12 protein-coding genes and 3 tRNA genes are annotated in these 20,097 nt (G+C 69.3%); 10 read left to right on the plus strand and 5 right to left on the minus strand.

Features of this window, described 5'->3' with window-relative positions; genetic code table 11:
- Window positions 1-10: 10 nt before the first annotated feature.
- The 5 genes from AB0M27_RS06085 to AB0M27_RS06105 all read right to left on the minus strand — a co-directional run bounded on the left by AB0M27_RS06085 (window position 11) and on the right by AB0M27_RS06105 (window position 8,924).
- Complete coding sequence (locus AB0M27_RS06085) at window positions 11-3,235, minus strand: nitrate- and nitrite sensing domain-containing protein (RefSeq protein WP_365718431.1); 3,225 nt, start codon at window positions 3,233-3,235, stop codon at window positions 11-13.
- Window positions 3,236-3,625: 390 nt separating this feature from the next.
- The gene (locus AB0M27_RS06090) at window positions 3,626-4,201 is read right to left on the minus strand and encodes an ATP/GTP-binding protein (RefSeq protein WP_365718433.1); all 576 of its coding nucleotides are present in this window, start codon (window positions 4,199-4,201) and stop codon (window positions 3,626-3,628) included.
- Window positions 4,182-4,580, minus strand: coding sequence for a DUF742 domain-containing protein (locus tag AB0M27_RS06095; RefSeq protein ID WP_030168425.1), 399 nt, complete (start codon window positions 4,578-4,580; stop codon window positions 4,182-4,184). The genes AB0M27_RS06090 and AB0M27_RS06095 overlap by 20 nt, the downstream gene beginning before the upstream one ends.
- A 111-nt stretch (window positions 4,581-4,691) precedes the next feature.
- Window positions 4,692-5,105 carry a roadblock/LC7 domain-containing protein gene (locus AB0M27_RS06100; RefSeq protein ID WP_005479910.1) on the minus strand — a complete coding sequence of 138 codons (414 nt, stop codon included), beginning with the start codon at window positions 5,103-5,105 and terminating at the stop codon, window positions 4,692-4,694.
- A gap of 9 nt (window positions 5,106-5,114) precedes the next feature.
- Window positions 5,115-8,924 (minus strand): nitrate- and nitrite sensing domain-containing protein, encoded by a 3,810-nt coding sequence (locus AB0M27_RS06105; protein WP_365718435.1) that lies wholly within the window; start codon window positions 8,922-8,924, stop codon window positions 5,115-5,117.
- A gap of 573 nt (window positions 8,925-9,497) precedes the next feature.
- Between AB0M27_RS06105 and AB0M27_RS06110 the strand changes: the two genes are divergently transcribed.
- The 10 genes from AB0M27_RS06110 (at window position 9,498) to AB0M27_RS06155 (ending at window position 20,094) form a co-directional block, all read left to right on the plus strand.
- A complete protein-coding gene (locus AB0M27_RS06110) occupies window positions 9,498-9,692 on the plus strand; it encodes a hypothetical protein (RefSeq protein ID WP_365718437.1) in 195 nt (64 codons plus the stop codon).
- Window positions 9,693-10,066: 374 nt separating this feature from the next.
- A complete protein-coding gene (locus AB0M27_RS06115) occupies window positions 10,067-10,852 on the plus strand; it encodes a fumarylacetoacetate hydrolase family protein (protein ID WP_365718439.1) in 786 nt (261 codons plus the stop codon).
- A complete protein-coding gene (gltX, locus tag AB0M27_RS06120) occupies window positions 10,845-12,329 on the plus strand; it encodes a glutamate--tRNA ligase (RefSeq protein WP_365718441.1) in 1,485 nt (494 codons plus the stop codon). The genes AB0M27_RS06115 and gltX overlap by 8 nt, the downstream gene beginning before the upstream one ends.
- A gap of 283 nt (window positions 12,330-12,612) precedes the next feature.
- Entirely contained in the window at window positions 12,613-14,145 is a 1,533-nt protein-coding gene (locus tag AB0M27_RS06125) for a class I SAM-dependent DNA methyltransferase (RefSeq protein WP_365718443.1), read from the plus strand.
- A gap of 11 nt (window positions 14,146-14,156) precedes the next feature.
- A complete protein-coding gene (locus AB0M27_RS06130; protein ID WP_365718730.1) occupies window positions 14,157-15,335 on the plus strand; it encodes a restriction endonuclease subunit S in 1,179 nt (392 codons plus the stop codon).
- 68 nt (window positions 15,336-15,403) lie between these two features.
- Window positions 15,404-18,922 carry a DEAD/DEAH box helicase family protein gene (locus AB0M27_RS06135; RefSeq protein WP_365718445.1) on the plus strand — a complete coding sequence of 1,173 codons (3,519 nt, stop codon included), beginning with the start codon at window positions 15,404-15,406 and terminating at the stop codon, window positions 18,920-18,922.
- An 82-nt stretch (window positions 18,923-19,004) separates the two neighbouring features.
- Window positions 19,005-19,736, plus strand: coding sequence for an HAD family hydrolase (locus AB0M27_RS06140; protein ID WP_365718447.1), 732 nt, complete (start codon window positions 19,005-19,007; stop codon window positions 19,734-19,736).
- A gap of 90 nt (window positions 19,737-19,826) precedes the next feature.
- Window positions 19,827-19,898: transfer RNA gene (locus AB0M27_RS06145), tRNA-Gln, on the plus strand.
- Window positions 19,899-19,919: 21 nt separating this feature from the next.
- A tRNA-Glu gene (locus AB0M27_RS06150) sits at window positions 19,920-19,992 on the plus strand.
- A 29-nt stretch (window positions 19,993-20,021) separates the two neighbouring features.
- Window positions 20,022-20,094 (plus strand) — tRNA-Glu (locus AB0M27_RS06155).
- Window positions 20,095-20,097: the final 3 nt, after the last annotated feature.

Below are 20,097 nucleotides of genomic sequence, written 5' to 3' on the forward strand. Positions count from 1 at the left end.
CGGGCTCACACTAACGCTCCTGGTTGTAGGTGCTGTCAGGACCGAAGCCCTGGCCGTTCGTTTCACTGCCTGCGCTGCGTCCGCGCTGGACGCCCCTGCGCAGGTTGCTCAGCCTGCCCCGGACGTCCTCCGGGGCGCGGGAGACCTGTGGGCCCCCCTGGGGGGTGGTTTCGGCGGAACCCGAGACCAGGTTGGCCTTGGGCACCCGCCGCGGCAGGCCCGAGGCGGTGACCCCGCCTGCCTTGGGCTTCCGGAGCTGCGACGCCTGCTGCCAACGCTCGTCGTTCTGCGAACGCCAGCCGCTGTCGTCGCCCGCAGCCGGGGTGTTGCCCGGTGCCGGAGCTTCCTGCTGCACGCCCGCCGTGCCACCCGCGGTGGCCGAGCCGTTGGAACCGCTCGCGGCGGATCCCCGGCGGGGCAGCCCGGCGTCGGTCAGCTCGTGGGCGGCGGGAGAGGCCGGTCCCGGACGGTCGAAGCCTACGCGGTTCCGCTCACTCGCGTCAGCGGCCTGCGAGGATTCCGTTTCCGGAGCGTAATGGGCCGGATAGCCGTTCCGGAAGCCGTCCTGCTGCGGCTGCTGCGGCCAGTCGTCCTGGAAGGACGGGGCCTGCGACTGCTCCGCATAGGCGGGGTCCGGGTAGCCGCCGTTCGGCGCGTAGTACTGCTCGTCGTACGGCTTGTCGTACGACTGCTCCTCGAACGGGGCCTGCTGCGGCTCGGCGTACGTCTGCTCCTCGTACGCCTGCTGCGGCTGCTCCTGGTAGGCCTGCTCCTGGTACGACGGCCGCGGCTGCTCCTGGTAGCCCTGCGGGCCGTCGAAGAGCGGGTCGGCGTAGCCGGCGGGGGCCTCCGTGGTCTCCTGCTGCGGCAGGTCCGGCTGCTCGCCGTGCGTCTGCGCCTCCAGGGCCGCCCGGCGCTCCTCGCGCATCAGGGAGCGGCCGACCGGGTCCAGCTCACGGATGTCGTCGGGGACGTCCACGTACCGGCTGTCGTCGAAGCCCAGTTCGGCGGCGGTGCGCATCGGCATCGGCTGCGTCTGGTTGAAGTTCTCACCCCTGAACTGCTGCTCCGGGATGATCTGCGAGACGGTGAACTCCTCGCGGTCCAACGGGACTTCGCCGCCACCGCCGTGCGTGATCGCGTCCGGCAGCATGACCAGCGATGTCGTACCGGCCTGCTCGCCCGAGGGGCGCAGCTGGACGCGGATGCCGTGCCGGTCGGACAGCCGGCCGACCACGAACAGGCCCATGCGCTGGGAGATCGCGGCGTCCACGGTCGGCGGGTTGGCCAGCTTGTGGTTGATGTCCGCGAAGTCCTCGGCCGTCAGGCCGATGCCCTTGTCGTGGATCTCGATCATGATACGGCCGTCGGGCAGACGGGTCGCGGTGACGCGGACCTTGGTCTGCGGGGAGGAGAACGTGGTGGCGTTCTCCAGCAGCTCGGCCAGCAGGTGCACGAGGTCGGTGACCGCACGGCCGTGGATCTCGGCCTCGGGGACACCGGACAGCTCGATGCGCTCGTACTGCTCCACCTCGGAGGAGGCGGCGCGCAGCACGTCGACCAGCGGGACCGGCTGGTCCCAGCGGCGGCCGGGCTCCTCGCCGGCGAGGACCAGGAGGTTCTCGCCGTTGCGGCGCATACGGGTGGCCAGGTGGTCCAGCTTGAAGAGGTTCTCCAGCTGGTCCGGGTCGGCCTCGTTGTTCTCCAGGTCGGTGATCAGGGTCAGCTGGCCCTCGATCAGCGACTGGTTGCGGCGCGAGAGGTTGGTGAAGATCGCGTTGATGTTGCCCCGCAGCAGGGCCTGCTCGGAGGCGAGCCGGACCGCCTCGCGGTGGACCTGGTCGAAGGCGCGGGCGACCTCGCCGATCTCGTCCTTGGTGGTGATCGGGATCGGGGCGACCCGGGTGTCGACCCGGCCGGGGTCGGTGCGGGAGAGCTGGTCGACCAGCATCGGCAGACGCTGCTCGGCGATGCCGAAGGCGGCGTTGCGCAGCTGGCGCATCGACCGGCTCATCTGCCGGGCCACCGCACCGGCCAGGATGAAGGCCAGCAGCAGGGCGACCACGACGACGGCGCCGGTGATGAACGCCGAGGTCTTGGCGTTGTCGGCGATGTCCGAGGCCTCGTTCACCGCCTTGTCGGCCATGTCCGACTCGATCTGGCGGTAGGCGTCGAACTTGAGGGTGTTGACCGCCCACCAGTTCTGCGGGGTGATGCCCTTCAGAGTGAGCTGCTGGAGCGCGGCCGGGGACGGGGAGTCCAGCGTGGCGAGGTCCGTGACCATGTCCTGCGGCTTGGACGGCGGGGCCACGTAGTTCGGGTTCTGGCTCTTGGCCTGCTGGGCCATCGCCGCTGCCTTGGTCTCGATGTCCCTCTTCTCGGCGTCCAGCCTGTCGGCGTCGGCCTGGGTGCCACCGCCGAGGTACTCCTCGACGGCGATGCCCTCCAGGTAGGCGTAGGAGGAGAGGGCGACACGCTGGGTGGCCAGGTTGGGGGCGTCCGGGCCCGGCTTGGCCAGCATGTGCATGCCGATCGAGCGGTCCAGCGAGAGTGCCGCCTTGGTGAGCGACATGGCGTAGACGGTACGGCCGTAGGAGGTGATGTTGCCGGTGCCCAGGCCCAGCTCGTTGGCGAACTCCATCAGGGGGTGGGCGACCTTGACGTAGCCCTCCTCGGTGTCCACACCCTTGAACTTGCTCGTGTACGCGCCCGCACGCAGCGTCTGCAGGAAGGGCTCGACCTGCCGGAACAGCTTCAGCCGGCGCTCCAGGCCGGACTCGTTCGGCATGTTCTGCGCGGCCTGGTCGAAGGCGTCGGCGGCCTGGTCGGTCTCGTTGCGGGCCGCCTTGATGGTCGCCTTGTCCGTGGGGGTCGCCAGCTTGCCCTTCAGCAGCGGGGCCGCGGTGATGTCACGCTCGTTCTCGAGCGCGTTGGCGTACGTCAGGGAGGCACGCACCAGCCGGGCGGTGTTCTCGGCGTCGCGGGCCTGCTGCCAGGTGTCGATCGAGCTCTTCACCTGGAAGCCGCCCATGACGAGACCGACCGTCACGGGTATCAGCAGGATCGCGTTCAGCCTGGTCGGCACGCGCCAGTTGCGCGGGGAGAACCGGCCGCCGCTCGGCGCGGGAGCGGCCGCCGGCTCCGCACCGGTCACAGGGGAGGGCGCCGCAGCGCGCGGCGGCGGGGTGAAGTTGCCCCGCGCCGACGGCTCGGGACCGTTCTTGCTTCGCCTCACTCGACCAACAACCTCTCGGCGGTCGGCACCTACGTCGTGCCGCAGTCTCTCAGAGCCCGGTTCGTCATCGACTACTGAGTACGTCTTTGACTATTGGGCAGTTCAGGCATTCCAGCACGTGGACCAGTGCTCTTCCAAACAGCGGAAACCTGTTCGTGATGCTCTTGTAAGGCCCAGATAAAACGGTCATAAAGAGCGAGCCCCGGCAAAAGGCGGGGCGATTGTGAGCACAGCGGTACGGCGCGACCGCGTCGCGTGGTGATACCGGGGGATTCCTCTGCCGAACTGTTATGAACACCGGAGCCGACCGTGTCAAAGGCCACAGTCGGCTCCGGCTTTCTTTACGACAACTGCCGTATGTGACGACGTACTTGAGTACGTACGCCTGTGCTACTTGAGCCGCGCCATCAGGGCGTGCTCGACCAGCGTGATCAGCGCGCTCTTGGCGTCCGCGCGATGCCGGGCGTCGGTCGTGATGATCGGGGTGTCCGGCCCGATCTGCAGCGCTTCCCGCACTTCCTCGGGGGCGTACGGCTGATGGCCGTCGAAGCCGTTGAGGGCGACGACGAACGGCAGGCCGCTGTTCTCGAAGTAGTCGACCGCCGGGAAGCAGTCGGCGAGGCGCCGGGTGTCCACGAGCACCACCGCGCCGATCGCACCCCGCACCAGGTCGTCCCACATGAACCAGAACCGGTCCTGACCGGGGGTGCCGAACAGGTACAGGATCAGGTCCTGGTCGAGGGTGATACGGCCGAAGTCCATGGCCACCGTGGTGGTGGTCTTGTCCCCGGTGTGGGTGAGGTCGTCGATACCGGCCGAAGCGGACGTCATGACGGCCTCGGTGCGCAGCGGGTTGATCTCGGAGACGGCGCCGACGAAGGTCGTCTTGCCGACGCCGAATCCACCCGCCACCACGATCTTCGCGGAGGTGGTCGCCCGCCCTCCGTCAGAGCTTGCGAAGTCCACTGAGCACCCTTTCGAGCAGCGTCACGTCCGGTGCGCCGCCGTTGTTCTCGTCGCCACCCGGCTGGTGGATGGCGACCAGGCCGGCCTCGGCGAGGTCGGCCACCAGGATCCGGGCCACTCCGAGCGGCATGGTCAGCAGCGCGGAGACCTCCGCGACCGACTTGACCTCACGGCACAGATGGCAGATGCGCTGGTGCTCCGGGAGCAGTCCCATGAGCGCTGCCGGGTCGGCCGTGGTGCTGATCAGCGCCTCGATCGCGAGCTGATACCGCGGCCGGGTCCGGCCACCGGTCATCGCATACGGCCGTACCAGTGGCTGGTCGCCCTCGTCACCGTACGGCTCCGCGTACGGATCGTGATGGGCGGTGGGCGGGGTCATGAATCCTCCGGGCGGGACAGCAAGTCGGTCAGTCGAGCCGTCGGACGAGGCCGGTGGGGGGATTGTGGCGGCCGGACGGTGGTTTGGTGAGGTGGGTGGTGCCGGGGCCGGTCAGTGAAGCAAACTGCCTTGGAGTTCGGCGCGCAGGTCCGGGGTGAGTACCGCCCCTGCGCGGTCGACGAGCAGGGCCATCTCGTAGCCGACGAGACCGATGTCGCACTCGGGGTGGGCCAGGACCGCGAGGGACGACCCGTCCGAGACGGACATCAGGAAGAGGAACCCGCGCTCCATCTCGACGACCGTCTGCGCCACGTCGCCGCCCTCGAAGATCCGGGAGGCCCCGGCCGTGAGGGAGGTCAGCCCGGACGCGACGGCCGCCAGCTGGTCGGCACGGTCCCGCGGGAAGCCTTCGGACATCGCCAGCAGAAGGCCGTCGGCGGAGACCACCACCGTGTGCGACACCCCGGGGGTGTTGTCCACGAAGTTGGTGATCAACCAGTTCAGGTTCTGTGCCGCCTGGCTCATCGGACTCAACTAACGCTCCTGCTGGTGAGTGGGGCTCGGGAAGCTGCCGGTCTGGCCGCTGCCGGCCTGACGGCCCTGAGCGATGCCCCGACGGAGATTGGTCAGCCGTCCGCGTACGTCATCGGGCGCACGCGAGACCTGCGGACCGGCTTGGTGCTGTTGCTGCTGAGCCGTGCCCGGGACGAGGTTCGCCCGGGGCACCCGGCGCGGCAGGCCGGAGGTGGTGACACCGCCCGCCGCGGGCTGCCGGACGCGCTCGGCCTGGCGGACGAACTCGTCGTTCGGCGAGGTGCGCCAGGAGCCGGTGGTGGAGCCGTTGCCGTTCGTGCCCGCGGGACGCTGCGGAGCCGGGGCGGACGCCGGCTGCTGCGGCGCGGGCTCCTGCTGCTGCGAACCGCCGTGGAACCAGTTGGTCTCCAGCGTGTCGTACAGCGGGGTACGGCCGTCGACCGGGCCGCTGGCCGGCGGCAGGGCCTCCGGCTCACGGTGCACCGGACGCTGCTGCTGCGGGGCCTGCGGACGCTGGGCACCGAAGCCGTCCCGGCCGGTCGGCTGCGGGCGCTCGAACTGACCGGTGTGGGCCGGGTTCTGGCGCCCAGGCAGGGCGTGGCGGCCGGTGGAGCTGCCGTCGTAACCGCCGTCGAAGCCCTGCGGAGCCGCGAACTGGCCAGTGTTGTGGCCCGTGTTGCGCGCGGGGTCGTCCTGCCGCGGTGCCGGCGTGCCGAAGACGTCGGAGCGGACGAACTGACCCGAGCCGTCCCCGGCTCCGGGACCGTCGAACCGGCCGGGCAGCTGGGGAGCGTCGGGGCGCGCGAACTGGCCGGTCTGGTACGGGCTTTCGGGGCGCGCGAACTGGCCGGTCTGCTGCGGGTTCTCGGGACGGGCGAACTGGCCGGTGTTCCGGGGGCCGCCCAGACCGTTCAGGTCCGGGCGCGGGAACTCGCCCGTGGCGGCCGGGCCCTGTGCGTCGATCCGGGGCATCTCCGCGGTCGAGCCCGGACCCTGCCGGTCGTCGACGCGCGGCATGCGCGCGGTGTGTGCCGGGTCCTGCTCGTCGTGGCCGCGCGGGGCGTCCAGCGAGGCACGCGACATCGGGGCCTGGCTGTCGGCCCAGTCCGGAGTGCGCGGCTGCTGGTCACCGCCGGGCAGCTCGGCCCGCGGGCCGCCGCGCGGCGGCAGCTGGCGGCCCTGGTCGGGGGCGGCGCCGGGACGCTGCGTGCCACGGCCGCCGAAGGCGTCCTGCTGCGGGCCGCCCGGGTTCGCGGACTGCAGGCCCTGCGGGGCGCCGGGCGCCTGACCGCCGAAGCCGCCCGCACCCGCGCCCGCGGGCGCCGGCCGGCCCAGCGGGCCACCGAGACCGGGACCGCCGGGACCGCCCTGGGGACCGCGGGCACCACCCGGCGCACCGGGACGGCCGCCCTGGCCGCTGCCGGGCAGCGCGGCCCGGGGACCCTGGCCGGCGCCGACCTGGCCGCGCGGAGCGGAACCCGCACCGAGCAGACCGCCACCGGTCGGAGCACCGCCGAGGGCACCGCCGCCCGCGTTGCCCGCCTGGCGCCGGGCCGCGGCCGCACCGGCGGCGGCCTGCGCGGCGGCCGGGCCACCGGTCGCGACGGGCGCGCCCGGCTTGCCCGTAGCGGGCTTCTTGCCGCCCTGGGCCACGTCCACGGGCAGCATGACCAGCGCGGTCGTACCACCGGAGTCGGACGGGCGCAGCTGGATGCGGATGCCGTGCCGCTGCGAGAGTCGGCCGACCACGAAGAGGCCCATGCGGCGGGAGACGGAGACGTCCACGGTGGGCGGCGAGGCGAGCCGCTCGTTGATCGCCGCGAGGTCCTCGGGGGACAGGCCGATACCAGTGTCGTGGATCTCGATCAGCACGCGGCCGTCGGGCAGCGCGTGACCGGTGACCTTGACCTTGGTCTGCGGCGAGGAGAACGAGGTGGCGTTCTCCAGCAGCTCGGCGAGCAGGTGCACGAGGTCGTTGACCACGCGGCCGGCGACCTCGGTGGTCGGCACGGAGGCCAGCTCGATGCGCTCGTACTGCTCCACCTCGGACGCGGCGGCGCGGAGCACGTCGACCAGCGGGACCGGGCGGGTCCAGCGGCGGCCGGGCTCCTCACCCGCGAGGACGAGGAGGTTCTCACCGTTACGGCGCATACGCGTCGCGAGGTGGTCGAGCTTGAACAGCGAGGACAGCTGGTCCGGGTCGGCCTCGCGGGACTCCAGTTCGGAGATCAGCGACAGCTGGCGCTGGATCAGGCCCTGGGAGCGGCGCGAGAGGTTGGTGAACATCGCGTTGACGTTGCCCCGCAGCAGGGCCTGCTCGGCGGCGAGGCGGACCGCCTCGCGGTGCACGTCGTCGAAGGCCGCGGCCACCTGGCCGATCTCGTCCCGGGAGTGCACACCGACCGACTCCACGGAGGTGTCGACGTCCTGCGGGTCGGACTCCGACAGCTGCTTGACCAGCTCGGGCAGACGGTCCTGGGCGACCTTGGTCGCGGTCTCCTGCAGGCGGCGCAGCGAGCGGATCATGGAGCGGGCCACGACGAAGGCGCCGACCAGCGACACACCGAGCACGAGGAGGATCAGCGCACCGGAGATGATGGCGTCACGCTGGGTGGCGCTCTTCAGCTCGCGGGCCTTCTGCTCCATCTCCTCGAGCAGCGTGTGCTCGATCTTCTTCATCTGCTCGATCTTGGTCGAGCTGTCGTCCACCCAGTCCTTGTAGGAGCGGGCGTTCAGGCTCTGGAGGCCGTCGGGGGAGTCGAAGACGCGCTTGGCGTAGGTGTCCGCGGACTCGATCGTCGGGTTGCCCTGGTCGATCGGCTTGAGGAGTTCCTCGGCGTTGTTGTTCGCGTAGATCTTCCGGAAGATCGCGATCTCGGAGTTCTCGCTCTGGTACGCCGACTGGCCGTAGAGGCGGTCGTTCGTCGACAGGTCGCCCTTGGTGGACGTGGTCGCGGGCAGCGCGGCGGCGATCGTGGCGCGCTGCACGGAGGCGTACTCCTTGGCGGTGGAGAAGGCCGCCAGGGCGCGGGTGCGCGAGATCATCTCCGGGTTGCTGGACGCCTGGGCCATGTCCTGGGACAGGTCGACCAGCTGGGTGATCAGCCGGTGGTAGGACTCGATCGTCTGGGTCGAGTTGCCCTTCGTCGAGTAGGCGCCCTTGCGGATCTTGGCCAGCTGGTCGAGCTGGTTGAAGATGCCGACGAGGTTGTCACGAACGCCCTGGAGCTGACCGTCCTTGCTGGCGGCGTCGATCTCCTGGGTGGAGTTCTCGAAGTTCGACAGGGCCCGGTCGGTCTTGTCCCGGTAGCCCTTGACCGTGTAGTCGTTCGCGCTCAGGCCGTGCGCCATGGGACCGGCGGACTGGTCGCGCTCGTCCTGGAGCGCCTGCGCCAGCTCGGTCGCCTGCTTGGTCATGTCCGTCAGCAGCTTCATGTTGTCGAGCTGCTGGATGTCGGTGATGTTCTGGTCGATGCGCAGCGCGCCCAGCGAGGTCGCCGCGACCACCGGGAGCGCGAGCAGCGACACCAGGCGCGTGGAGATGCGCCAGTTGCGCAGCGCCATGCGGGAGCCGGGGCCGGTGGAGCCCTTGGCGGGCTTGATGGCCGGCGCGGGGGCGGCGCCGGAGGTGCCGGTCCCGGTCGCGGCCGACACGCCGGGGCGTCCGCCGCGCTCACCGCCGTCCGCGGACGGGGCCGGGCCCGGGTTCTGGGCGTGCTGGGGCGAGGAGCTGCCCTTCATGGGGCCAGTCCCGTCGTGCGACTCCGGCTCCGCCGAAGCGCTGCCATCCCTCTTGAAACGTCCCTGCACTAGCGTCGCAACCTCTGGACCAGGCGCCCCTCCGCGCGAACGGAGGGACACGGTGTCGGCGTTGTGGGGAGCGCCCTGAAAACGCCCCCCGATGGTCTTGAGTGACCGGCGCTGGTTCCCCCCTGTCTCGCCCGCCACTCGGCGCTGCTTCGCGCCCCTTGTGCGCCGGCTCGATCCCTGCGGCGGTCCGTGGAATTCCAGCACAGTGCCGGATCTCCAACAAGGGCCGTGCCCCGAGCTGTGACCTCCGTGACGGACTGTGAGTGCCGCGTCACCAGCCGTGGAAGCCGATCCCCAACATATCGGGCGTTTCTCTGCGACTCGCCGCTCGGCGTCAGGTGTCTGAGTCGCCATGATCGGGAGCGGAATGATGGCTTCAGGGGGTCAATGTCCGTTTCGCTGGGTCGTGTTGCCTACCAGATTTGACCGAATTGTTCGCGAGCTCGTGAGCAAACTCACACACGCCTCGTGGGCAGTTGGCGCCTTCGGCGGGGAATCGGATGTTTAGCCTGACGCTTTACAAGAGGGACGACTCTGCCAACCCACTCGACCCGAGGGCACAGGATCACAACGGTGAAGACGACGATGATGTTCCACAAGATCGCCAACCCGCGACGCACCACCCTGGCGCATCTGACGGACGCCGACGAACTGCAGACCCCCGAGCTGCTGGAGCACTCCCTCGAGCTCCCGGCCCAGACGGCCAACCCCCGGCGCACGGTGCTGGTGGACGTCCCGGCCGGCGCGACGGCCACCGCCGGAGAGTAGCCGACCGGCCCGGAGAGCAGCCGACCGGCGCTCACCTATTCCGCTGAATTTCCGGGACCCCGTTTTCGTACGAGTCCCGGCCCCTGGGATGACGCGCGCCCCGGAATTCCCCCGGGGACTGCTTTTCCGAGCGCCTCGGCGATCATCCGCAACAAGCCGGTGGCCGTGCTCCCGCGGCCGCCGGCGCACCGTACGGCCCCGGGCGAGGCCCGCCGGGGCGCACGCCGAACACCGCGAACCCGGAATTCCGGCCCGCCCCATTCCCGCACCGGAAAAACGCCGCGGGCCCGTCGCACCGGCCGAACGTCCGGCGGCCCGACCGGTTAACCTTGGGCGTCAGTACGCCGGTTCTCAGTAAGGGGCGCAAGGATCCCGTGCGCATCGCCAGGTTCTCCATCGACGGGAACGTAGCCTTCGGCGCGGTCGAGGGCGACAAGCAGGACGAACTCGTCCTCGACATCATCAAGGGCATCCCGTTCGCGGACTACGAGCTGTCCGGTACGAAGGTGCCGCTGAGCAAGGTCAGGCTGCTGCCGCCGGTACTCCCCAACAAGGTCGTGGCGTTCGGCCGCAACTACGCCGAGCACGCGCGCGAGCTGGGCAACGAGGTGCCGGACGCCCCCTTCGCCTTCTTCAAGCCGTCCACCTCGGTGATCGGCCCCGGCGACGACATCCAGTACCCCTCCTTCTCCGAGGAACTGCACCACGAGGCCGAGCTGGCCGTCGTCATCGGCCGCATGTGCCGGGAGGTCCCGCGCGACCGCGTCAAGGACGTGATCCTCGGCTACACCTGCGCCAACGACGTCACCGCCCGCGATGTGCAGCGCCGCGAGAAGCAGTGGGCCCGGGCCAAGGGCTTCGACACCTCCTGCCCGCTCGGCCCCTGGGTGGAGACCGACCTCGACCTCGGCCGCGCGAACGACCTCACCATCCAGCTCACCGTCAACGGCGAACAGCGCCAGCTGGGCCGTACGAGCGAGATGATCCACCCCATCGAGGACCTGGTCGTCAACATCTCCGAGGCCATGACCCTGCTCCCCGGCGACGTCATCCTCACCGGCACCCCCGCGGGGGTCGGCCCCCTGAACGTCGGCGACGAGGTCGCCGTCTCCATCGAAGGCATCGGCACTCTCACCAACAAGGTTGTCAAGCGTGGCTAGCGCATCCGGCTCACCCGTACGCGTCCGTTTCTGTCCCTCGCCCACCGGTAACCCGCACGTGGGTCTGGTCCGCACCGCCCTGTTCAACTGGGCGTTCGCCCGGCACCACCAGGGCACCCTGGTCTTCCGCATCGAGGACACCGACGCCGCCCGCGACTCCGAGGAGTCCTACAACCAGCTGCTCGACGCGATGCGCTGGCTCGGCTTCGACTGGGACGAGGGCCCCGAGGTCGGCGGCCCGCACACGCCGTACCGCCAGTCGCAGCGCATGGACATCTACGCGGACGTGGCCCGGAAGCTGCTGGACGGCGGCTACGCCTACCACTGCTACTGCTCCCAGGAGGAGCTGGACACCCGCCGTGAGGCGGCCCGCGCCATCGGCAAGCCCTCCGGCTACGACGGCCACTGCCGCGATCTGAGCGCCGAGCAGGTCGAGGAGTACGAGGCGCAGGGCCGTACGCCCATCGTCCGCTTCCGGATGCCGGACGAGACGATCACGTTCACCGACCTGGTGCGCGGCGAGCTGACCTTCACCCCGGAGAACGTGCCGGACTACGGCATCGTCCGCGCGAACGGCGCTCCGCTGTACACGCTGGTGAACCCGGTCGACGACGCCCTGATGGAGATCACCCACGTCCTGCGCGGCGAGGACCTGCTCTCGTCCACCCCCCGCCAGATCGCCCTGTACAAGGCGCTGACGGAGCTGGGCATCGCCAAGCAGACCCCGCAGTTCGGGCACCTGCCGTACGTGATGGGCGAGGGCAACAAGAAGCTCTCCAAGCGCGACCCGCAGTCGTCGCTGAACCTCTACCGCGAGCGGGGCTTCCTGCCCGAGGGCCTGCTCAACTACCTGTCCCTGCTCGGCTGGTCGCTCTCCGCGGACCAGGACATCTTCACGATCGCCGAGATGGTCGCCGCCTTCGACATCTCCGACGTGAACCCCAACCCGGCGCGCTTCGACCTGAAGAAGTGCGAGGCGATCAACGGTGACCACATCCGCATGCTGGATGTGAAGGAGTTCACCGAGCGCTGCCGCCCGTGGCTGAAGGCCCCGTTCGCCCCCTGGGCGCCCGAGGAGTTCGACGAGGCCAAGTGGCAGGCGATCGCCCCGCACGCCCAGACCCGCCTGAAGGTGCTGTCGGAGATCACCGACAACGTCGACTTCCTCTTCCTGCCGGAGCCGGTCGAGGACGAGGCTTCCTGGACCAAGGCGATGAAGGAGGGCTCCGACGCCCTGCTGCGCACGGCCCGGGAGAAGCTGGAGTCGGCCGACTGGACCTCCCCCGAGTCCCTGAAGGAGGCCGTCCTGGCCGCCGGCGAGGTGTACGGCCTCAAGCTCGGCAAGGCTCAGGCCCCGGTCCGCGTCGCCGTCACCGGCCGCACCGTCGGCCTGCCGCTCTTCGAGTCCCTGGAAGTCCTGGGCAGGGAGAAGACGCTGGCCCGGATCGACGCGGCGCTGGTGAAGCTCACCGCGTGACCCACTCGTGCACGAGGGGCGGCACCCGCAACTCCGGGTGCCGCCCCTCAGGCGTTGGTCACTGCGCGTCGGCTTCGTCGATCGAGTAGCCGCTGTCGTCGAAGATCTCCAGCACGACGACGACCATGAGCGCGCCGGCCACCATGTATTCCAGCATTACGCCGGGGGCCACGCCCGACGCTCACCTGGCAGCGCGTCGTACGTGGCGCGGGCCTCGACGGTGAACCGGATGCGGTTCTCGGTCATGGCACCACGCTACGGCACGGGCCGTAAACTCCCGGACGTGATTACGGGTGAACTGAGGAACAAGGTGGGGCGCGTCTGGGACGCGTTCTGGTCGGGCGGTATCTCCAATCCGCTCCAGGTGATGGAACAGATCACGTATCTGCTCTTCATCAAGCGGCTGGACGATCTGCAGATCGCCAAGGACCAGGCCGCCGAGTTCTCGGGCATCCCGGACTCGGAACCCTTCTTCACCGAGGACCAGCAGGACCTGCGGTGGCACAACTTCCGCACCATGCAGCCGCAGGCCATGTACGACGTGGTGAGCCAGGGCGTCTTCCCGTACCTGCGGCGCATGGGCGGCGAGGACTCCACGTACTCGCACCACATGCGAAACGCCCGTTTCGAGATCCCGGATCCGAACCTCCTGGTCAAGGTCGTCGACCTGCTGGACGACATCGCCGAGCACATGGAGGACGGCGACACCAAGGGTGACGTCTACGAGTACCTGCTCGCGAAGATCGCGACCGCCGGGCAGAACGGCCAGTTCCGCACCCCCCGCCACATCATCGACCTCATGGTCGAGATGACCCAGCCGCGCCCCGGCGACACGATCTGCGACCCGGCATGCGGCACGGCCGGCTTCCTCGTCCAGTCGGCGGCCTATCTGAAGCGCGAGCACAGGCGGGACCTGCTCGGCACCGAGGAACGCCGTCACTTCGACGAGGAGATGTTCCACGGCTTCGACTTCGACTCCACCATGCTCCGCATCGGGTCGATGAACATGCTTCTCCACGGCATCGCGAACCCGGACATCCGCTACCGCGACTCGCTTTCCCAGACGGGCGCCGAGTTCGGCGACGAGGAGAAGTACTCCCTGATTCTGGCGAATCCGCCGTTCGCGGGCAGCCTGGACTACGAGTCCACCGCGGCCGACCTGCTCCGCACGGTCAGGACCAAGAAGACGGAACTGCTCTTCCTCGCCCTGTTCCTGCGCCTGCTCAAGCCGGGCGGACGCGCCGCCGTCATCGTGCCCGAGGGTGTCCTCTTCGGTTCCACCAAGGCGCACAGGGACCTGCGCAGGATGCTCGTGGAAGAGCAGAAGCTCGACGCGGTGGTCAAGCTCCCGTCCGGCGTCTTCAAGCCGTACGCCGGAGTCTCCACCGCCATCCTCTTCTTCACCCGCACCGACACGGGCGGCACGGACGAGGTCTGGTTCTACGACGTCCGGGCCGACGGCTTCTCGCTCGACGACAAGCGCACCCCGCTCCTGACCGAGGACAAGCTGGGCGTCCGCCCCGACGCCGGGGTGCTCGCCGACCACGAGCACGAGAAGAACAACCTGCCGGACGCCCTCGCCCGCTGGTTCCATCGCTCCGGCTCGGAACGGGAACGTCCCCGCACCGCCGCCTCCTTCACGGTGCCGAAGTCGGAGATCGTCGAAAACGGCTACGATTTCTCCTTCAGCCGGTACAAGGAGATCGTCCACGATAGCATCGAGACGCGTAAGCCGTCCGAGATCCTGGCCGATCTGAAGCGTCTCGACAAAGAGATCGAAGAAGGTGCCGCGGAGCTCGAAGGGATCCTGGCGTGAGCTCTCGGCATGTGGCCCTGGGTGAGGTGGCGACCTTCACCAACGGCGTGGCCTTCAAGTCCTCGGACTGGGAGGACAACGGCTCCCGGATCATCCGCATTCAGAACCTGACGGACGCGGCCAAGCCGTTCAACCGGACGACGCGGCAGGTGCCGGACAGGTTCCACGTCCATCCGGGGGACCTCTTGGTCTCCTGGTCGGCGACCCTCGGCGTCTTCGAATGGCAGGGGCCCGATGTCGCTCTGCTCAACCAGCACATTTTCCGGGTCCAGCCGAACAGCGACCTGGTGGACAAGCGCTACCTCAGACATGCCATCGGTGCTGTGCTGAGGAAGGCCGAGCGGCATATGCATGGCGCGACCATGCGCCATGTAAACAAGTCCGACCTGCTCGCCGAGAGCTTCTCCTGTCCGCCGCTGGAGGAGCAGGCCAAAGCGGCCGATGTGCTGGACGCGGTGGATGCCCTGCGGGTCAAGCGCCGCCGTGCGCTGGAGCTCTTCGACGAGCTCACCCGGTCCGTCTTCCTCGACATGTTCGGCGACCCCGTCAGGAATCCGCGAGGATGGGAGGTGCGGACGCTCGGAGATCTGCTGTCGGGTATCGACAGCGGCAAGAGCCCTCAATGCCTGGACCGCCCGGCCCGACCGGGGGAGTGGGGCGTCCTGAAGCTCGGCGCGGTGACGCGCTGCGTCTACGACGCCGACGAGAACAAGGCGCTGCCGCTGGATTTCGCCGTCGACCAGCGCTTCGAAGTGCGCGCCGGGGACCTGCTCTTCTCTCGTAAGAACACCCCTGACCTGGTTGCGGCCGTGGCGCTCGTGACCTCTACCCCCGAGCGTCTCCTGCTGCCGGACCTCATTTTCCGGCTCGTGCCTGCGGAGGACTCGGGAGCAACGGCCGAGTACCTTCACGCCGCCATGACCCATCCGGCCATGCGGAAGCGCATTCAGGCTCTCGCGTCGGGCAGTGCCGCTTCCATGGTGAATATTTCCAAGGGCAAATTGATGGGTCTCTCGCTGCCGGTTCCGCCCCTCGAACTGCAGGAGCGGTTCGCCGCTCTGCTGCGTCGTGTGCGCACCCAGCGCGACGTCCAGACGGCTCACCTCGCCACGCTCGACGAACTCTTCACCTCCGTCCAGCAGCGTGCCTTCAACGGCACCCTCTGGGATCATGAACCCGCGTCCCTGTGACGCGTGAGACGAAGGCAGCGGGGGGGCGCCACTTCCCTGCACCTGTCAAGGGGAGGGCGCTCACCACCATGGCCACCGAGCACGGACACCCAGCCGGGAACTTCGCCTTTCTCCGGGACGCCTGGCCCGCCCTCCACGCCGACGCCCGCAAGGCCGAACGACTCGCCCACGCGGACCCGCGTGCCTCCGCCTTCTACTCCCGGTTCGTCCTGGAGCAGGCCGTGCAGTGGCTGTACGAGCACGAGCCCCGCCGCCTGGCCGAGCCGTACAAGAAGGACCTCAACGCGATGATCAAGGAGCCGGCGTTCAAACACCTCGTCGGCCCCGGCCTGGTCGCCAAGATGGACCTCGTCCGTCTCAACGGCAACCGCGCGGTGCACAGGTCGAGCCCCGTGCCGCCCAAACTGGCTCTCGACAGCCTCCGTGAGCTGTTCCACAGCCTGTACTGGTTCGCTCGCCAGTACACCGACAGCACACAGCACACCCTCCCCGCCCCCGAGCTCGCCTTCGACCTGACCCTCGTGCCGCGCCCCGTCTCCCCGCAGGTCCGCCTCGCGAAGCAGCAGGAACTGCTGAAGAAGCAGCAGGAGCAGGAGAAGGCCTTCCAGGAGCGCTGGGAGCGGCTGAAGGCCGCCAACGAGGAACTGAAGCGCCGGCTGGAGGAAGCCCGGCAGCGCATCGCGGAGATCACCCGGCTGAACCAGCGGATCCCCGACACCCACGACTACGACGAGGAGACCACCCGCGACGCCTTCGTCGACGTCCTGCTGCGCGAGGCCGGCTGGGAGGGATTCACCCCCGGCAGGGACATCGAATACGAAGTCGACGGGATGCCGACCAAGACCGGCCGGGGCCGGATCGACTACGTGCTGTGGGGCGACGACGGCAAGCCGCTCGCCGTCGTCGAGGCCAAGCGCACCCGGCGCGACGCCCGCGAGGGCAGGCAGCAGGCCAAGCTGTACGCGGACGCCCTGGAGGCCCGCTTCAGGCGCCGGCCGGTGATCTTCTGCACCAACGGCTACGAGACCCACGTCTGGGACGACGCCCGGGAGATCAACTACCCACCCCGCCAGATCCAGGGCTTCCTCACCAAGAAGGAGCTGCTCTGGCGCATCCAGCAGCGAGCCCGCCGGCTCTCCCTCCCGCACACCCCGCTGAACGAGGACATCGCCGGCCGCCCCTATCAGAAGAGGGCCGTCGCACGGGTCGCCGAGGCGTTCCAGAAGGGCCAGCGCGAGGTCCTGCTCGTCATGGCCACCGGCAGCGGCAAGACCCGCACCACGGCCGCGCTCACCGACGTGCTGCAGCGGGCCGGGTGGGCGCACCGCGTGCTCTTCCTCGCCGACCGCGAGGCGCTGGTCACGCAGGCCAAGCGCGCCTTCGACGCGCACCTGAAGCAGACGCCCACGGTCAACCTCCTGGAGGAGAAGAACCAGGAGGCCCGCGTCTACTTCTCCACGTACCAGACGATGATCAAGCGCATCGGCCAGACCGACGCGGACGGCCGCCGCCGGTACGGACCCGGCTTCTTCGACCTCGTCGTGATCGACGAGGCGCACCGCTCGGTCTACGACAAGTACCGCTGGATCCTGGAGTACTTCGACTCGCTCCTCCTCGGCCTCACCGCCACCCCCAAGGACGAGGTCGACCGGAACACCTACCGCCTCTTCCAGTTGGAGGACGGTGTCCCCACCGACTTCTACGACCTGGACGACGCGGTCCGCGACGGCTACCTCGTCCCGCCGGTCCCGATCAGGGTGCCGCTCAAGTTCATGACCCGGGGCGTCAGTTACGCCGAGCTCTCCCCCGAGCAGCAGGCCGAGTGGGACCGCCTGGAGTGGAGCGAGGACGGTGCCGTACCGGACGTCGTCTCCGCGAACGACGTCAATCGCTACCTCCTCAACGACGACACCGCGGACAAGATCCTCGAGACCCTGATGACGTACGGCATCAAGGTCGAAGGCGGCGACCGCCTCGGCAAGACGATCGTCTTCGCCCGCAACCACGACCACGCGGAGTTCCTGGAGAAGCGCTTCAACGCCAACTACCCGCAGTACGGCGGCAAGAAGGCCCGGGTCATCACCTACAAGGAGAAGTACGCCCAGTCCCTGCTGGACGCGTTCGCCGACCCCCGTCCGAAGAACCCGGACGAGGTCCCCGACATCGCCATCTCCGTCGACATGCTGGACACCGGCGTGGACGTGCCCGAAGTCGTCAACCTCGTCTTCGCCAAACCCGTCTACTCCAAGACGAAGTTCTGGCAGATGATGGGCCGCGGCACCCGCCTGCGCCCGGCCCTCTTCGGACCCGATCCGGACCGTGCGGATCACGCCAAGAAGCACTTCCTGGTCTTCGACTTCTGCGGCAACCTCGACTACTTCGGCGCCGGCCTGCCCACCAGGGAGGGGCGCACCACGCTCTCCCTGGCCGAACGCACCCGGCAGCGCCAGCTCGACCTCGTCCGGGCGCTCGACCGGCGCAACCCCCCGGACCCGGCGCGGGACGCCGGAGCCGAGTCGTACGCCACCGAGGAGCAGTTGCGCTGGTCCCTCGCACACCGGCTGCACCGGTTGGTGGCCGGCATGTCCGCCGAGCACAACGTCCTCGTCCGGCCGCACCGCCGCGAGGTCGAGCGCTTCGGCGGTTTCACGGCCTGGAGCGTGCTCGACGACGAGGCCGACGGCCTGCTCCGGTCCGGCGTGCTCGGCCTGCCCAGTGAGTGGCGGGAGGACGACAAGGACCCGGGCGAGGAGGCCAGGCGCTTCGATCTCAAGGCGTACGAACTCCAGCTCGCGGCGCTGGAGGGCAGCCCGGACTACGTACAGCGGCGTGGCGAGGTCCAGGAGATCGCGCAGAACCTGCTCGGCAAGCTCAACATCCCCGCCGTGGCCGAGCAGGCGCCCCTGCTGGAGGCGTGGGCGGTGGAGGAGTGGTGGGAGGACGTGACGCTGCCCATGCTCGAAGAGCAGCGGCGCCGGCTGCGCCCTCTGGTCAAGCTGATCGACCCGCCGGCGAAGCGCAGGATCGTCTTCACGGACTTCCTGGAGGACGAGCGCGGCGAGCCCGTCGAGGTCAGCCTTCCGGGCCTGCCGGTCGGTACGGACATCGATCGCTTCCGCGCCAAGACCCGCGCCTACCTCGACAAGCAGCCGGACAACCCGGCGGTACGCAAGCTCACACAGAACGAGCAGATCACCGCCGCCGACCTCAAGGCGTTGGAGCAGGCGTTCCTGGACGAGCAGGTGGCCTCCACGGAGGACCTGGAGCACGTGGCCCAGCGCGGCCCGGGTCTGGGTCTCTTCGTCCGCTCCGTCGTCGGCCTGGACCGGGCGGCGGTCCAGCGGGCCTTCGAAGGCTTCACCGCCGGCCGCCGGCTCAGCCCTCAGCAATGGGACTTCCTCGACCTGGTCATCGACGCGCTGACCAGACGTGGCTACCTGGAGCTCCCGGACCTGTTCAAAAGCCCGTTCACCGACCGCTCCCCGAACAGCCTGCTCGGCTATTTCACGAAGGAGGAGACCGACGAGCTCAAGGTGATCTTCCTGGACGTCCGCAATCGCGCCCGTCCGACCGGACTGGCCGCGTAGCTGCATTCGGTGTGACGTCCGTCACGGTCCGTGATCGCCGTTGTCCGGACGCACGCCGCGTCCCGGCGTTACCGTCGGTGGCATGACGATCAGAGCCGTTGTCTGGGACGTCGACGACACCCTCTTCGACTACACCTCCGCCGACCGTGAGGGGATGCGGGCGCATCTGGCGGTGGAGGGGCTGCTCGCGGGATACGGCAGCCCCGAGGAGGCGCTCGGCCGGTGGCGGGAGATCACCGACCGGCAGTGGGCGCGGTTCTCGGCGGGGGAGGTCAGTTTCGAGGGGCAGCGGCGCGACCGGGTGCGGGTGTTTCTGGGCGCGGAGCTGACCGATGACGAGTGCGACGCCTGGTTCCAGCGGTACATCGGGCACTACGAGGCCGCCTGGACCCTTTTCCCGGACGTCCTGCCCGCTCTGGACGCCCTCTCGGCCAGCCACCGGCACGCGGTGCTGTCCAACTCCAGCATCACGGTCCAGGAGCACAAGCTGCGCACCCTCGGCCTCCTCGACCGCTTCGAGGTCGTGCTGTGCGCCGCCGAGCTGGGCGTCTCCAAGCCGGAGGCCGGCGCCTTCCTGGCGGCCTGCGAGGCGCTGGGGCTGCCTCCGCACGAGGTGGCGTACGTCGGCGACCACCCGGAGATCGATGGGCGGGGCGCCTCCGAGGCCGGGCTGCTGTCGGTGTGGATCGATCGCGGGACGGGCGCCGCACGGGCCGTCGGGGAGGACGTCTGCCGCCGGATCGCGACCCTCGCCGAACTCCCCGCGCTCGTCCGCTCGGATACCCGTTTTGGAGCCCCGTCCACCTTCAGGTAATGTTCTTCCTGCGCCGAGGGGAGCGGGCCGGAAGGCCGGAGCCCCGAGGCGCAAGCTAGAACGAGGACCCCGCAGGGGCTTGAGTTCCAGTGGCCTATGGTGTAATTGGCAGCACGACTGATTCTGGTTCAGTTAGTCTTGGTTCGAGTCCAGGTAGGCCAGCTCGCAGAGCTTATCTGCAAAGCCCCCGTTGTGTAGCGGCCTAGCACGCTGCCCTCTCAAGGCAGTAGCGCCGGTTCGAATCCGGTCGGGGGTACTGATCCTGATACTGTCGGGATCGCCAGGGCCCCCGTTGTGTAGCGGCCTAGCACGCCGCCCTCTCAAGGCGGTAGCGCCGGTTCGAATCCGGTCGGGGGTACTG

The sequence above is a fragment of the Streptomyces sp. NPDC052107 genome, assembly GCF_040680215.1.
Classification (GTDB): Bacteria; Actinomycetota; Actinomycetes; order Streptomycetales; family Streptomycetaceae; genus Streptomyces.

What these genes read in the sequence shown, in the direction of transcription:
- AB0M27_RS06095 (WP_030168425.1), bottom strand. Translation starts at nt 4,580, where the DNA reads ATGACCCCGCCCACCGCCCATCACGATCCGTACGCGGAGCCGTACGGT.
- AB0M27_RS06100 (WP_005479910.1), bottom strand. Translation starts at nt 5,105, where the DNA reads ATGAGCCAGGCGGCACAGAACCTGAACTGGTTGATCACCAACTTCGTG.
- AB0M27_RS06135 (WP_365718445.1), top strand. Translation starts at nt 15,404, where the DNA reads ATGGCCACCGAGCACGGACACCCAGCCGGGAACTTCGCCTTTCTCCGG.
- AB0M27_RS06140 (WP_365718447.1), top strand. Translation starts at nt 19,005, where the DNA reads ATGACGATCAGAGCCGTTGTCTGGGACGTCGACGACACCCTCTTCGAC.